The organism is Clostridium sp. 10cd*, from assembly GCF_044336395.1.
Classification (GTDB): domain Bacteria; phylum Bacillota_I; class Bacilli_A; order Erysipelotrichales; family Erysipelotrichaceae; genus Clostridium_AQ; species Clostridium_AQ innocuum.
Window position 1 is genome coordinate 190,618 of the sequence record NZ_CP172347.1, and the last position, 15,253, is coordinate 205,870.

The following is a 15,253-nucleotide window of genomic DNA, read 5'->3' on the forward strand; positions in this document are numbered from 1 at the left end:
GAAAGGAGAATGAAATATGGCAATCGTTTTAACAAGAATCGATAATCGCCTACTGCATGGTGTGGTAGCGACGCAATGGGCACCGTCAACCGGCTGTACCCGCTTAATGGTCATTGACAATGAAGTGGCAGATGATCCGCAGAAAAAGGAAACCATGAAATTCGGGCGGCCCAGTGGCGTAAATTTGTCCATTATCAATGAGGAGACAGCTCTTACAAATTTTAAAAACCATAAATATGACACACAGAAGGTGTTTATTGTGACGAAGCATCCGGACATTCTGTTGAAAATCGCAGCTGTTGAGCCGTTGAAAAAAGTTAATATCGGGGGGACTGTGAGAATTGAAAACGGTTTTGAGCTGTCAAACCGTGCGATGGCAGATGAAAAGGATATCATCGCATATAAGGAATTGACGAAACTAGGCGCAAAAGTCGAGATACAGTATGTGCCGAGTGATAAGGCGACACCGTTTGAAGCTATTGTTAAATAGGAAAGGAGATTGATCTAGTCCTAGATCAAATATACATATGAATGCTATACAAATAATTTTAATTACATTGCTGGCCGCTTTGAAAAAGGTTGACCAGAAGGGGCCGCAGATTTTTATTTACAACACTGTATTCTGGGGGTTTTTAGCCGGTGCTATTATGGGGGATATCATGACAGGGATGGCAATTGGTGCCACCTTTCAGCTGATGTCGCTGGGAGTTGCGGCAATCGGTGGAACATCAGTTCCGGATTATCAGATTGGAGCCATCATTTCTATTGCGATAGCAGTCAGTACCGGACAGGGAATTGAGGCAGGAATCGCAGTTGGTCTTCCTGTAGCTATGCTTGCTGTACAGTTGGATGTACTTGGGAATATCGCACATGGTATCTTCGTGCGCAAGGCTCAGACATATGCGACGGAAAGGAAATGGAATTCCTTCAATATGATGTATATTATCTGTATCATCATAACCGCATTAACGACTGGATTACCTACCTTTCTTGCTGTAGCATTTGGTGATGTGCTTGTCACCACGATTATAGATGCCATGCCGGTCTGGTTCACCTCCGGTTTATCACTTGCCGGTAAAATATTACCGGTTGTAGGATTTGCTGTTTTGCTGAAATATATGCCAGTTAAACAGAATATCGAATATCTGCTGATTGGGTTTGTATTTGCGGCATATTTAAATGTTCCTGTTTTGGGAGTGGCAATTGTTGGAGCTGCATTAGGTTTCAAGCTGTATAAGGATCAGAATCGATCTTTGGAAATGGCGGTATCTGCAGGAGGTGAACAGTATGATGACGAATAATGAAAAGAAAGCGATTTTATCAAACAAGGATTTAAATCAGGTAGGAATAAGATGGTTCATGTCCATTGAAACTTTCAATTACGAAACCCAGCTTGCCGGTTCCTATGCTTTTGCTGTAATGCCAGCACTTCGTAAAATTTATAAGGATGATAGCGAATTGACGGAAGCGATGGATAACCATTTTAAATATTTCAATTGTATGCCTTGGCTGACAAATTTGATTCTGGGGGCTACTCTAGCATTAGAGGATAATCAGGGTATACAGGCTAAGGATGCTGTTCAGGACCTTAAGGTATCTTTGATGGGACCGCTTTCCGGTATTGGTGACAGTATCTTCTTTATTCTGATACCAACAATTTTGGGTTCGATTACAGCATATATGGCACAGGATGGAAATCCTTTGGGCATGATTGTATGGTGTATATATGGTATCGTAATCGGTTTTATCAGGATTAAGTCTGTATCCTGGGGATATAAGGGCGGACTAAAGCTTGTGAATGAGCTTGGCAAAAAGTTGTCTGTTTTTACGAATTCAATATCAGCAATGGGATTAACTGTTGTCGGTGCTTTAATACCATCCCTTGTGAAAGTGACAACACCTCTTGTATTTAAAATGGGCGAGGTAACACAAGAGGTTCAAACAATTCTGGACACCATTATGCCTGCGATGATACCTGCAATATTCACATTCATCTCCTATAAGCTGTTGGGAAGAAATGTAAAAATATCATGGCTTATCCTGATTATCATCGTATTTTCCTGGATTTGTGCAGCTTTTGGAATTCTGGCTTGATTTATGCTTGTATCAACCACTGCAATTGATATAACACCGCATTGTCCCGTAAAGCTGTGCGGTTATATCAATGACATAAGACTTGCCCAGAGAACACAGACCGCTCATGCTCCAATTTATGCAATAGCACTGCGTCTTGTCCTTGAAAACAGTCAGCTACTGATTTTGACAATGGATATCCTTAGTATTATGAAAAACAGAGCTGAGCAAATAAAGGATAGTATAACACAGGCATATTCCATAAAAAAAGAAGAAATATTCATCCATGCAATTCATACACATGCCGGACCAAGTGGATTCAGTGCAGATGCTATGGGGAAAGAATATGAGGATAATGTTACATATAGAGAGGATGTGATATCCAGAATATGTACAGGATTGAAACCTGTTTTTGCAAAAGCTGAAGAAGCTCGTGCATTTATGGGGAAAACAGAAATTCATGGCTTTTATGATAATCGAAATGACAGGAACAGATATTATGATGCAGATGCATACAGGCTTCAGTTTCGAAGCGATGATCAGCTGATTGCTGAGCTTGTGAATATTAATGTTCATTCTACTGTACTTGGTCCTACTAATATGGAGATATCCTATGATCTTATCGGTACGATACGTGAGGAATTGCATAAAAGAGAGAATATATATCCTTTACTCTGTATCGGTACCTCGGCAGATATCAGCAATCGCCATTACCGCGAGGGTGATGATTTTAAAGAGCTTAATCGTACTGCGAAAGGAATCACCAATCAATTGCTGGAAATACAAAATTTTACTGAGATTGATATGCACACACTTAAGCTGGATACCTTTTCCTATACCGTTTCCTACGACAATACTTTGCTGTTTTCCGGTTATCAGAAGGAACTGGAAGAAATACAAAAAAATCTGGAGGCGGAAACGGATAAAACAAAAAGAAAGCTGCTTCTTTCATCCAAAGACAAATTCGAAAGCAAGCTGCTTATTCATAAGGTACATAAGGAACTGAAGCTGTCACTGTTGCGCTTTCCAGAACTCTTGTTGGTAACCTTTCCGGGAGAACTAACATCCGTGTTTGGTAAATATATAAAAGAACAAGCAAAAACTCCCTTTACCTGTATAATGACCTGTACCAATGATCATCATGGTTATTTTATTGAGCAGGATCAATATGGAAGGTGTTATGAAGCAACTGCTACTTTAATTCCAAAGGGAGAGACAGAAAAAATGATAAAAAAACTGGGGGAACTATTATGAGACGACTTGTTATCGCATCACATGAACGTATGGCGGAAGGTGTAAAAAATACACTGGATTTCATAACAAATAGCAGTTTCTCCGTATATGCTGTAAATGCATATACTACACAGATACCGTTGGAGAACCAGCTACAATCTGTTTTTGAAGAATTTGAAACAGAGGATGAAATTGTAATTCTCACAGATATGTTAACCGGGAGTGTAAATCAGGCATGTATTCCCTATCGTAATGATCATGTATTCCTTATAACAGGTTTCAACATACCGGCAGCTCTTGAAATACTATTGTATCCGCAGGATAAAAAACTGAGTGAGAAAGAGCTCCGGCGTATTGTGGAAACAGCAAGAGCACAGCTGCAGTTGGTTGTGAGTACAGAGGAACTGGAAGACGAATAAACATGGAGCTTTCTATCCTAATTATGAAGCAGCTGCTTGTTATGTTTTCACTGTCAGGTATTGGATTCTTGCTGGCAAAGTTGAAGCTTATTAGCAATGAGGGCTGTAAAGAGCTCGTAAATCTTCTGCTGTATGCGGTCATACCACTGACTGTACTTAACTCCTTTCTGGTCGAAAAGACACCGGAAAAAACACAGCTTCTTTTATATTCACTGTTGCTGAGTCTTGCAGTTTTCGCTGTTTCTATGCTGTTATCCTACATTATATATGGGAAAAGAAAAAGAGTTGAAAATTTCTCAGCAGCATTCAGTAATGCAGGCTTCATTGGTATTCCACTGGTACAAGCAACTGTTGGACCACACGCAGTATTTTATATTGCAGGCTTTGTAGCCTTTCTGAATATATTCCAATGGATTTATGGTGCTTATGTTATGGGAGCGGAACGAAGGATGATTTCTTTTCAGGTAATTGCTAAAAATGCTGTTCTGTTATCCTTTATAACAGGCTTTACTCTATATTTATGCGACTTGGGTAATATCCTTTTTATAAAGGATATAGCAAATACCGTAGCAAATATGAACTCACCGCTGGCGATGATCATAATCGGTGTTTATATGTCGCAGATTTCTTTTATGAGAATGTTACAAAGAGAAAGCAGTTATATCTGCAGCCTGTGTCGCCTTTTCGTGATTCCATTGGCCTCTCTTGGCTTACTTGCTGTGATTCCCTTAGATTGTTGTGAGGTGAAAGTAGCGATATGTATTGTACTTTCTGCACCTGTGGGTGCTAATGTAGCTATGTTTGCTCAGAAATTTCATCAGGATTATACATATGCAGTAGAAATAGTAATATTATCAACACTGATGTCTGTTGTAACACTTCCAATGATTGTTTATGCCGCACAGATTGTTTTATAAATATACATTTTGCATAAAAAATCCCTGTCTGGGATTTTTTTAGGTTCTTTCATACTTAGATTTACCCACAATCGAGAAAGACCCTTTTTTTTATCTATTACTTGTCTATTTATCTCTTGTCCTCGTTCATTGCATAATCTGAACCTTGTATGCTTACCAGAGGTTCGTATAATATGAACGGCTGTTGACTTTGACTTTACGTTACTTCTGTATACAGTAAGCGCGTATTGCTTCCGGATTCCTTTTTCAATTTTAAAGGTGATAGATGCATATCAAATACGTGCAAGGATATATTCATCATAATGAAAAGCAGTCTTAGGATTGCCGAAATTCATATAAGCAATAAAATTTTTTAATATTATAGACGGATATAGAACAATAATTATTAAAATTGAAAAATTTGATTACAAAATTATTGACTATAACAATTTATGGCGTTATGATATAGTTGTAAAAGGAGGCTACAAACATGAAAATTGTCGTATGTAAGGATTATGATGATGTCAGTAGAGTTATGGCAGAAAAGGTGGTCGAACAAATTCGTAAAAAACCTAATTTGGTATTCTGTCTGCCTGCGGGGAACTCTCCTATCGGGATGTACAAATATCTTGTTCAGATGTACAAAGAGGGAAAGGCTGATTTCTCACAGCTGAGAACATTTGATATGGACGAATATGCAGGGCTGACTCCGGACGATTCACACAGCTTTATTTATTTTATGCATCAGCACTTTCTGGATCATGTCAATATCAATATGGATAATGTACGTTATCCGAAAGCAGATGCAGCAGATCTGGATGCGGAGTGTAAACAGTATGCGCAGGAAATCATTGATGCGGGCGGTCTGGATATTGCAATCACCAGCATTGGCGATGATGGGCATATTGCATTCAATGAACCGGGAGAGTATTTACTGCCACGCACACATGTCGTTAAAATGGATGAGGCAACCAGACAGCAGAATGCAAAAGCATTTGCTGACTGTGCAGGAGGTGTTCCGGAATATGCGATTACAACCGGTATGGAAGAACATATGAAAGCCAAAAAATATTATGTCGTTTGTTCTGGCACCCACAAAGGAAAGCTATTGCATAAGCTGTTCGAAAATGAAAAGCTGGATCCTAAATTTCCTGTTTCCTGGCTACGTATGCACCCGGATGTTGAATTTATCATAGATGAGGCAACTGCTGCAGAAATTCAGGAGGATGCACTGGAGTATTACAGAGAGAAATAAACATAACGGCTCATTTGATTCTCACATCAAATGGGCATTTTATGAAGCCTTTGGTTAAATACCGTTTAGAAAATAAATCAGATGATTTCAAAGGAGAAGGAAAGATATGAAGCTGCAAATTGCAACTGATATTGCAAATACCGAGACAGTATTCAGCATAGCGGATGCAGTCCATGATGTTATTGACATACTTGAGGTTGGAACACCGGTAATCACGAAGGAAGGACTAGTACCTGTATACCATGTAAAACTAAGATATCCGAATCTGTGTGTGTTTGCCGATACAAATATCATTGATGGCGAAGCTATGGAATGTGAGGATGCCTGTAAAGCTCATGCGGATATCGTAATGTAAGGGCAATGGCAGATAATGCAACAATGAAAGAGGATGTTGATACAGAGAACCACTACAAGTCGTTAATTTTATTTGGATGATAGACGGTTTACAGATGCTATACATAGGGAATAAATTCTGGCTTATGTGCTTGTATGATTTTTTTAATGATAATATTCCATTTCCATATGAAAAAGCGGTCTCTTGATAGAGACCGTTTTCGTGCAATATTGTAGTTGCATTATATTGGTTATGAATTGGTATCCTATAGAAATTCAGGTAAAAGATGATCATGTAAAATATAATATTTCCTGGGAGAATCAGAATCATCGCTCAATAGGGGGTATCCTGTTTTATTGTCCCATAAGAAAGTTTTATCCTATATTTCTAAAAGCGACATTATTTAAACCATCTAAGTATGCTGACACAGGATGGGAAAACAAAGATTTTCAAATATTACTAGCATCCTTACAAATTCCGCGATTTCCTTTTATCCTCATACATAGCTTGATCTGCCATGACCAACAGCTCCTGAATTCCCTTATTCCGGGATGTATTGCTGGAAAATCCCTTTGCTATTGATAAAGGAAGCTCAGCCGTTTGATTATATTCTTTCAGTCTTTGGTCCAGCAGGCTGAACATTGCCTGCGCGGACATATAATTTTTCTCGCTGAGAACTACAAATTCATCCCCACCTACCCGATATATTTGACCGATATCCGTAAACACGGTATTCAGGAGGTCGGCAGCACTGCGTATAATGGTATCTCCGGCATGATGACCGTAGGTATCATTGGTATGCTTTAGATTATTGATATCAAACATAAAGACCGTCAGAGGAGCATCTGGTTTTAGCTTTTCCATTTCCTGACAGCGCTGTTCGTATGCAGAGCGATTCCGTGCTTTTGTCATGGTATCCGTATAGGCAAGCTGGCGGTAAAACTGAATCTGTTCCTGCTCCTGAGACAGCAGATAAACCTTATGAAAGGAAAAGCAGCTCAGCATGACGATAAACAATAATAATCCGATACGGAAGTATATATTATAGTCACTCATTGGATGCAGATAAAAGGCAGTCAGCGCCGCTGTGGAGAACAGGGCAAGGATAAAGAAGGCAAGCAGTATATTGCGGGAATAATCCGTCTTATACAGGCGAACCTCACGAATCAATGCAAACAGCAAGGCGGCAATACTAACCATCATCAACAGATGGGTAAATGGCAGCATCTGTACAAAATCCAGGATGCCTGCCTGATAAAGAATACACTGGACAATGGTATTTCCCAACAGTAAAAGCTGAAGCAGGGTCAGGGAACGGCACCGCAGCTTTAATGCGTCATTTATAAAGACCAGAAGCGGGATTGGCATAAGCATAAAGCTGCAGAAGGATAATAAAACGATACGCAGACTGCCGCTCACATACAGCTGTAATATAGGAGAATCTGTAAGCAGCCACAGTGCTGTGAGGAAAATGAAGCTCATAAGCGCATATAGCGATGTTTTAGACAACCAGAAGCTGCGGTTCTTCAGCCATATAATCAAAAAAACAAGAATGATGTCAAGCAGTAGCAGCAGGATTACTGTGATAATAATTCCGGCATTCTCCTGTAAAATATAAAAAGCAAAAGAGGATGCGGAAACCAGCATTGGATATTCTATATCAGAGGAAACATTTGAGTAATTGTTTTTGAATTTCAGAAGCAGCTCTTTGCCACTGTCTTCTGATGTAACCGGCATACGCACATATACATTACCTAATAATGTAGAATCATCGCGATGATAGCCGTAATCCAGGCGGACTTCGTTATCGATACAAATCTGTACACCGCGGTAGTTGTTTCTGATCACAAGCATGGTATCCTTCGCTATCTGTGGCAGTGTCCTTTTTCTACTGAAGGTTTTATCACGTATATCTGTCTTTGCCTCAGCCTGAGCGGCTCCATCCTTCCAGCCGTTCTTTAATACCTCAATATCATTGGATTTCGGTGGTATAACAGCTGCCGGCGGTGTCTTTTGCGGAAAAATAACAGATACTACAAGACATAAGCCAATAATCCACAGGCATATGTAAAGAAGCAGCATTTTCTTTCTTGTCATCCTTCCACATCCTTTCTATCCTGATAATTTTAACATACTTTTCATGCACATTATATTTTTTGTTAAATTATCACATAAAAAACTGTTTCACATTGACACCGATTGTTAACTGTGGTAAACTTTTATCCGATAAGTTATCTTAAACTAACTAGGAGGTACTATGATTGACAAACGACTTTTAAAAGAGATGCCGGAAACAAAGCCATATATCATGAAGCAGGTAGCGATGCAGTGGTTCTCTCTGCTATGCAATATTGTCTTTGTGGCACTGCTGGCAAATGTACTTTCACACATATTTTATAAAACCGTCAATGAACAGCTTCTGCTTCTGACAACGTGCGGAGTCATTTTGTGCATTGCACTAAGAGCAGTCTGTGTCCGAAAAGCGAGCTTATATTCCCATGAAGCTTCCTGTCATGTGCGTGAGCAGCTTCGCATGCGGTTGTTCAAAAAGCTGCTGGAAATGAAAAGCGGCTATACCGAAAGCGCACCGACAAGCGAGCTGGTGCAGCTGAGCGTAGAAGGCATTGACCAGCTGGAGATTTACTTCGGCCGATATCTTCCCCAGTTTTTCTACAGTATGCTTGCCCCGGTTACACTATTCCTGATTCTTGTGTGGATGGATGTAAAAAGTGCACTTGTACTCTTACTCTGTGTACCACTCATTCCAATGTCTATTATCGCAGTACAGAAATTCGCAAAGAAGCTGCTATCCAAATACTGGAGCAGCTATACGACGCTGGGAGACAGCTTTCTGGAAAATCTGCAGGGTCTTACCACGCTGAAAATATATCAGGCGGATGAATGGAAGCAGCAGGAGATGAATAGGGAAGCGGAAAATTTCCGTAAAATTACGATGAAGGTACTGACTATGCAGTTAAATTCTGTCAGTGTCATGGATCTGATTGCATATGGCGGTGCTGCTCTGGGCAGCATTGTCGCAATTCTTGGTTTTCAAAACGGCAGTCTGTCATTATTTCAGGTGATTTGTATTGTATTGCTATCCTCAGAGTTCTTTATACCGCTGCGTCTGCTGGGCTCCTTCTTTCACATTGCAATGAATGGAATAGCGGCCAGTGATAAAATATTCCGTATTCTGGACAAACCGCAGAAGCAGGCAGAACAAAAGCAATGGAAAGCAGAGACAGTGGATATTCAGCTGCGTGATTTGAGCTTTTCCTATGATGAACAGCGCACTATCCTGAAGCATGTCTATATGCAGCTTAAGCCTGGTCAGTTTACTGCTATCGTTGGAGAAAGCGGTTCGGGCAAGAGTACGATCGCCAGGCTGATAGCGGGCATTATCAAGGATTACCACGGGCAGCTGCTGATTGCGGATACACAGCGAAGAGACATTGATGATGATGCCTTTTATCAATCCTTTCTGTATGTCAGTCATCAGCCGTTTATCTTCAAGGGCAGTGTTCGTGAAAATCTGGCAATTGCAAAGGACTCTCTAAGTGAGGAAGCAATGCTGGAGGCACTACGTAAGGTAGCATTGCTTGATTTCGTCATGGAACAGGGCGGATTGGATATGGAACTGCAGGAACAGGGTAATAATTTATCGGGCGGACAGAAACAGCGTTTATCCATTGCAAGGGCATTGCTGGCACAGCGGGATGTTTATATCTTTGATGAGGCCGCAAGCAATATCGATGCAGAGAGTGAGGACGCTATTGTTTCCGTTATTCATAAGCTGGCAGAAACAAAAACGGTAATCATGATTACGCACCGGTTAAAAAGCATAAAAGACTGTGATCAGATCTATGTGATTGACCAGGGTACCTGTCAGGAACACGGAAGACATGAGGAACTGCTGCGTTTGCGGGGAACCTATGCAAGGATGTATGAAAAACAGCAGGAGCTGGAAGCTATGGAAGGAGCTGAACAGTATGCATAAAACAGGAAATATTCGATTGATGGCACGTATGAGTCTGCTTGTAAAACCGCTTGCCCCCCATATGCTGCTGGCTGTGTTTCTTGGTGTAGCCGGTTTTCTGTGTGCGATTTACATTCCGTATTTCAGTGCACTTCTCATCAGCCATATTGCCATACAGGCAGCGGATTTCCCAATTGGCGTGTTCTTTGTCATTATGCTGGTGCTGGCACTTCTTCGCGGTATTTTACATTATGGGGAACAGGCCTGCAACCACTATATTGCATTTAAGCTGCTTGCCATTCTGCGGGATAGGGTATTCACCGTTCTGCGCCGCCTTGCTCCGGCGCGGCTGGAGGGGCAGGATAAGGGAAATCTGATTTATCTGATCACCAGTGATATTGAAGCACTGGAGGTGTTTTATGCACATACGATTTCTCCTGTGCTGATTGCAGTTGTCACATCCGGCATACTGCTGATACAGTTTGCGAAAATGCACATCCTGTTCTTTATGATAGCATTGCTCGGATATCTGTTCTGTGGCGTCCTGCTGCCTCTTATCATAACAAAGCTGGGAACGCAGGAGGGCTGTCAATCCCGGGAGGGGTTTGGAAGATTGAGCAGCTATGTGCTGGAATCTCTGCGCGGAATGCAGGATGTGCTGCAATATCGTATCGGAAGTCAACGTATGGAGGAAATGCAGAGAAAAAGTGAAGAGCTGCACGATACAGCAAAGCGTCTGAAGCTGCACGAAGGGACCTCTTCGATACTCGGAAATGCAGTTGTTACGTTATTTACCCTTCTTATGCTGCTGGGCGGCTGTCTGCTGTATCTGCAGGGGACGGTAAGCTTTACAACGGTGTTGATGAGTACCGTGCTGATGGTATCCAGCTTTGGGCCGGTTCTGGCGCTTGCCAGTCTTTCCAATAATCTACTCATTACCATGGCAAGTGCGAGACGTGTGTTGCAGCTGCTGGATGAAAAAGAAGAGGTTGAAGAAATCAGCGGAAAAAAACAGGCAGTCAGCGGGGATATTAAAGTGGAGAATCTGAGCTTTTCCTATGAGAAGGAAGAGGTGCTGCGCAATGTGCAGGCAACCTTCAAAAAGGGAAAGATTACCGGAATTCACGGAAAAAGCGGTTCCGGGAAATCAACACTGCTGAAGCTGATCATGCGATTCTGGAATGTATCACAGGGCAGTATTTCTGTGCACGGCGTTGATTTAAAGGATATCAATACCTCGGATCTGCGTAATATGCAGAGCCTGGTAACACAGGAAACGGTTCTGTTTCATGATACTATTTTCAATAATATTCGAATTGCAAAGCTGGATGCCTCTGTCGATGAGATTGAAGAAGCCTGCCGCAAAGCGGGAATTCATGAGTTTATCATGTCACTGCCAAAGGATTATGCGACACCGGTTGCAGAGCTTGGTGATTCTCTTTCCGGAGGAGAGCGTCAAAGGATTGGCTTGGCCAGAGCATTTCTACATGATTGTGACTGTATCCTTTTGGATGAACCAACCAGTAATCTGGATGCGTTGAACGAAGCAGTTATTCTGAAAAGCATTCAGGCACAGAAGGATAAAACGATTCTTCTGGTATCGCACAGACCAACTACCATGCGCATTGCGGATACGGTGCTTTCTGTGGAATCCGGGAGAGTCAGCTGATGGAAGCCGCAGCCAAGCGCGAAAAGGAAAAGCAGGTCATACAGGAAATGATATCCCTGTACTGCCGGAAACAGCATCATGGTCAAAGCCTCTGTAAGGAATGTCAAACGCTTTGCAGGTATGCACATCAGCGCATAGACTGCTGTCCGTTTATGGAAAGCAAGACCTTCTGCAGCAACTGCAGCGTGCATTGCTATCAAAAGGAACAGCGTGAACAAATCCGCAGGGTCATGCGCTTTAGCGGACCAAGGATGCTTCTTCACAGACCGCTCATGGTCATTCAGCATATGTGGCTGTCACGAAAGGAGAGACATACATGAAACCTGTTTATTTTATCATCGGTATCGTATCTATGCTGCTGGGAGCCGTCGGTGTTGTGCTTCCTGTTCTGCCTACGACACCGTTTCTGCTTCTTTCCGCCTGGTGCTTTGCGAAAAGCTCCCGGCGCTTTCACTGCTGGTTTATCTCAACAGCACTTTATAAAAATCATCTGGATTCCTTTGTACAGCACCGCTCCATGACATGGAGAACCAAGCTTTCCCTACTGGCAGTTGCCAGTACTATGCTGTTATTTGCCATGTATTTTATGAGTAACCTGTGGCTGCGTCTGTTTTTGCTTGCACTCATGATCTTTAAGTATTACTATTTCCTCTTTCGCATTAAAACGATACGGGAATAAGATTTCATTAAAGCATTGTATGTATCAGATAAAAAGGTATGCACGCGCATACCTTTTGTTAGTTGGTAACGTAAAGGGTCAACGGCCCTTATGCTTTGCCTTTTTCTTCATCTGCCGCAGACGAAACGCTTCCTTCTGTCCTTCTCTGTTCTCCTTTCGTCTTTCAGCTTTCAGCTCTGCGCGTTCCTCCTACTGCTGTTTTACTGCAAGCTGTGATTTTGTAAGGGAAAGCCCTGTATCCTGTGCCTTGCGGGCTTCACGCTGCATGCGTTTGGGATTTCGATGGCTTGCCTTTGAGCGCACGGTTTCCACAGGAGCCTGAAAACTGATGGAATACCAGCAGCCTTTCAGCTCATATACCACCTGTTCACTGGGTTCACTTCCAAGTACGATTCGCTTCAAATACAGCAGCTGCTGTTCACGGTATTCAAACAAGCCAATCCAGAAAGGGTCTTCAAAGAAGACAGTAAAGCTTAGCGAAGTCTGATTCATAATGCTTCCTCCTTATATACTTCATAAGGAAACGGACAACCAAGGAGGCAGGTTACTGACAATTCTCATTGCGTCTGGACTACCAACCAGACTGTGTTTTTATTCCGTTATTATACTATCAGGAGTGAACGCAATCGTCAACAGATTATCCGTGCTGTATAGTTTTAAAGTAGTATAGTTCAAGAATCTTTTCCTGCAGGCCTTCTAAGAAATCACCATATATAGGCAGGTTCTTCATTTACCAGGATGGCACGTACCAGCTCCTGAGCAGTAAACTGCTTCAACCCCCTGTGTACCTCATCCTGAACAGGCGGATATGGATCAATGATGTAGTAGGACGTAATCTGATCCTTATTTTTTTCATAACCGATCACTATCACCATATGGTTTGCATGTGCAAGTGCAGGATACAAAGCATTTAAATCAACTGCGGCAAAAACTGGATATCCGTCATCTATATTTGTACACAGCGGCGTGAAAATGTATCGGAAGCATCCTGCGTGTGGTCGTCTGGCGACAGTGTCTGTACATGATAGCCTGGCTCATCAGCTGAGGGTATGCTAGTGCCGGGAAACAGGTAGCTGTTTAAGACTCTTGCCATATCCACATATTCCGTTCCGGTTACAGGATCTGTATGAAGCTGCTGTGCCAGGTGCTGCTGGGTGCTTTCTATAGCGTGATAGCGAAGTGCCATCTGTATACAGGCCGGTACACAGTAATATGAAGTTTCCTGCATACTCTGAACAATAGGAAGCTTATTCTGTTTATGTTCATCATCCGTTTCGCTCTGTTCACGTTTCTCAGGCATGTTCTCCGTATCACTTTCCATAAGAGAACCTTCCTTTTGTCTGTCAGCAGCTGCAAAAGCGCCGTTCCTGTCAAAATGCTGTGCAGATAGGCCGGTGGAACTCGTTCCGTAAACCGGTATCTGTGTGCACGCTGTGCGCATAATGTATGCAAATAGAAAAACAATGATACTAGTTAACAGAATAAGGATACTGCTGTAGGTTCGTTTCATACAGGTACGTTCTCCTTTCATTATCTATACGAGGCAGAGATAGTATATATTTCATTTCACTGCAATAAAGAAATCAGAACCTAAAAAAATCAAGAATATGTGGATTTTTTAGGAATTTCATACGTTCTTAACGTATAGAAGTATGTAAGTGATGATGAGCTTACAGAAGGAGGTTTTCGTCATGGAAAATACGAAAACAAATACTGTATTGGATTACTGCAATGATGTATTCTTCAAGTACGCCCTTTCCCGTGAGGATGAAGGCTCTGTGTACGCCCGCAACACCATTATTGAACGTGTTACCGGAATCAAGGTAAAGGAAAGCACCGTCCTCAATCCGAATCTGGATCCGGGCATCATCGGAAAGAAGCGCATTATTCTGGATGTCCATGTGAAGGATGAGAAAGGTCGTTTTTTTAATCTGGAAATGCAGACGACCTATGCAGGAGTAGCGGAAATGATGCGCTTTGAATTTTATGGGGCCAGAGCATTGAACAACCAGCTGGACTGCAGTGAGAAGTACAGGGATTTAAAGCCGGTATATCAGATTATTTTCATTGAAAAACGCGCATGGAATAATAAAAATCTGATCAACCACTATCGAATGCGCAATGAGCAGGGAGAAGATGAGAGTAAACATCCATTGATTAGAAGAACCTACATCCATCTTCCTGTTATCAATGAAATCGCTAAGAAAAAAGCCATCCAGCAGATGGATGACTTTGAACAGCTGTGCTTCCTGTTTGAAAACAATGCGAAAAATGATATACTGGAATCAAAGGAAAGGCTGGTGAAGGTATTCATGAACAAGTACGAGGAAATGCAGAAGGATGACGAGCTGTGGTCAACCGCAATGGCGATTCAGATGGGAGAGGCACGTTATCGCTACGGCTTGGAGGACAGCTTTGAGGAGGGAATGAAGGAAGGTATCATAAGAGGTAAAGCAGAAGGTAAGGTTGAAGGCAAAATCGAAGGTAGAATCGAAGGTAAGCTTGAAGGAGAGAGACAACTCTTACATAGGCTCATGGAAGCCAAATTTCAGGAAGACTGTACAGCATGGCTACAGTCATTAACCGAGGATCAACTGCATATCGTATCCAATCTGCTTTTGGAATGTGATACCTTGGAGTCAGTTAAAAAACAATTAAATAGACGCAACACCATATAAGAATACTTCATAAACAGCACCTTTATACTTATGTCTGTACA

Annotated in this window: 17 protein-coding genes; 13 read left to right on the forward strand and 4 right to left on the reverse strand. The window is 41.9% G+C overall.

Going from position 1 to position 15,253, the window contains the following annotated elements:
• The first annotated feature begins 16 nt into the window (after positions 1–16).
• From ACG3M1_RS00915 to ACG3M1_RS00950, 8 genes are all read left to right on the forward strand, one after another.
• Positions 17–490, forward strand: coding sequence for a PTS sugar transporter subunit IIB (locus tag ACG3M1_RS00915; protein ID WP_009270170.1), 474 nt, complete (start codon positions 17–19; stop codon positions 488–490).
• A 37-nt stretch (positions 491–527) separates the two neighbouring features.
• Positions 528–1,301: a PTS mannose/fructose/sorbose/N-acetylgalactosamine transporter subunit IIC gene (locus ACG3M1_RS00920; RefSeq protein WP_002606871.1), complete on the forward strand. Its 774-nt coding sequence runs from the start codon at positions 528–530 to the stop codon at positions 1,299–1,301.
• Entirely contained in the window at positions 1,288–2,094 is an 807-nt protein-coding gene (locus tag ACG3M1_RS00925; protein WP_002606872.1) for a PTS system mannose/fructose/sorbose family transporter subunit IID, read from the forward strand. Before ACG3M1_RS00920 ends, ACG3M1_RS00925 begins: the two co-directional genes overlap by 14 nt.
• A gap of 3 nt (positions 2,095–2,097) precedes the next feature.
• Positions 2,098–3,327 (forward strand): neutral/alkaline non-lysosomal ceramidase N-terminal domain-containing protein, encoded by a 1,230-nt coding sequence (locus tag ACG3M1_RS00930; RefSeq protein WP_009270171.1) that lies wholly within the window; start codon positions 2,098–2,100, stop codon positions 3,325–3,327.
• Positions 3,324–3,725 carry a PTS sugar transporter subunit IIA gene (locus ACG3M1_RS00935; protein WP_008818169.1) on the forward strand — a complete coding sequence of 134 codons (402 nt, stop codon included), beginning with the start codon at positions 3,324–3,326 and terminating at the stop codon, positions 3,723–3,725. The genes ACG3M1_RS00930 and ACG3M1_RS00935 overlap by 4 nt, the downstream gene beginning before the upstream one ends.
• Before the next feature lie 23 nt (positions 3,726–3,748).
• The gene (locus tag ACG3M1_RS00940) at positions 3,749–4,642 is read left to right on the forward strand and encodes an AEC family transporter (RefSeq protein ID WP_224721077.1); all 894 of its coding nucleotides are present in this window, start codon (positions 3,749–3,751) and stop codon (positions 4,640–4,642) included.
• A gap of 469 nt (positions 4,643–5,111) precedes the next feature.
• On the forward strand, positions 5,112–5,876 hold the full coding sequence (nagB, locus tag ACG3M1_RS00945; RefSeq protein ID WP_008818171.1) for a glucosamine-6-phosphate deaminase: 765 nt from the start codon (positions 5,112–5,114) through the stop codon (positions 5,874–5,876).
• A gap of 106 nt (positions 5,877–5,982) precedes the next feature.
• Positions 5,983–6,231: an orotidine 5'-phosphate decarboxylase / HUMPS family protein gene (locus ACG3M1_RS00950; RefSeq protein ID WP_002606877.1), complete on the forward strand. Its 249-nt coding sequence runs from the start codon at positions 5,983–5,985 to the stop codon at positions 6,229–6,231.
• A gap of 447 nt (positions 6,232–6,678) precedes the next feature.
• Here ACG3M1_RS00950 and ACG3M1_RS00955 read toward each other — a convergent pair whose 3' ends face one another.
• The gene (locus tag ACG3M1_RS00955) at positions 6,679–8,307 is read right to left on the reverse strand and encodes a GGDEF domain-containing protein (protein ID WP_008818172.1); all 1,629 of its coding nucleotides are present in this window, start codon (positions 8,305–8,307) and stop codon (positions 6,679–6,681) included.
• Positions 8,308–8,467: 160 nt separating this feature from the next.
• On the opposite strand from ACG3M1_RS00955, the gene ACG3M1_RS00960 reads away from it, so the two are divergent.
• The 4 genes from ACG3M1_RS00960 to ACG3M1_RS00975 are packed head-to-tail and all read left to right on the forward strand — an operon-like array spanning position 8,468 to position 12,534.
• Positions 8,468–10,207, forward strand: a complete 1,740-nt coding sequence (locus tag ACG3M1_RS00960; RefSeq protein WP_009270172.1) for an ABC transporter ATP-binding protein/permease — start codon at positions 8,468–8,470, stop codon at positions 10,205–10,207.
• Complete coding sequence (locus tag ACG3M1_RS00965; protein ID WP_008818174.1) at positions 10,200–11,855, forward strand: amino acid ABC transporter ATP-binding/permease protein; 1,656 nt, start codon at positions 10,200–10,202, stop codon at positions 11,853–11,855. The genes ACG3M1_RS00960 and ACG3M1_RS00965 overlap by 8 nt, the downstream gene beginning before the upstream one ends.
• On the forward strand, positions 11,855–12,175 hold the full coding sequence (locus tag ACG3M1_RS00970) for a nitrous oxide-stimulated promoter family protein (RefSeq protein WP_008818175.1): 321 nt from the start codon (positions 11,855–11,857) through the stop codon (positions 12,173–12,175). The genes ACG3M1_RS00965 and ACG3M1_RS00970 overlap by 1 nt, the downstream gene beginning before the upstream one ends.
• Positions 12,172–12,534, forward strand: coding sequence for a YbaN family protein (locus ACG3M1_RS00975; protein WP_008818176.1), 363 nt, complete (start codon positions 12,172–12,174; stop codon positions 12,532–12,534). Before ACG3M1_RS00970 ends, ACG3M1_RS00975 begins: the two co-directional genes overlap by 4 nt.
• A 189-nt stretch (positions 12,535–12,723) precedes the next feature.
• Here ACG3M1_RS00975 and ACG3M1_RS00980 read toward each other — a convergent pair whose 3' ends face one another.
• The 3 genes from ACG3M1_RS00980 to ACG3M1_RS00990 all read right to left on the reverse strand — a co-directional run bounded on the left by ACG3M1_RS00980 (position 12,724) and on the right by ACG3M1_RS00990 (position 14,044).
• The gene (locus tag ACG3M1_RS00980; RefSeq protein WP_395814691.1) at positions 12,724–13,026 is read right to left on the reverse strand and encodes a YjdF family protein; all 303 of its coding nucleotides are present in this window, start codon (positions 13,024–13,026) and stop codon (positions 12,724–12,726) included.
• Between the two features lie 212 nt (positions 13,027–13,238).
• A complete protein-coding gene (locus tag ACG3M1_RS00985; RefSeq protein WP_395815412.1) occupies positions 13,239–13,508 on the reverse strand; it encodes a C39 family peptidase in 270 nt (89 codons plus the stop codon).
• Positions 13,481–14,044 (reverse strand): C39 family peptidase, encoded by a 564-nt coding sequence (locus tag ACG3M1_RS00990; protein ID WP_395814694.1) that lies wholly within the window; start codon positions 14,042–14,044, stop codon positions 13,481–13,483. Before ACG3M1_RS00990 ends, ACG3M1_RS00985 begins: the two co-directional genes overlap by 28 nt.
• A 181-nt stretch (positions 14,045–14,225) precedes the next feature.
• On the opposite strand from ACG3M1_RS00990, the gene ACG3M1_RS00995 reads away from it, so the two are divergent.
• Entirely contained in the window at positions 14,226–15,212 is a 987-nt protein-coding gene (locus ACG3M1_RS00995) for a PD-(D/E)XK nuclease family transposase (protein WP_008818180.1), read from the forward strand.
• Positions 15,213–15,253 lie beyond the last annotated feature (41 nt).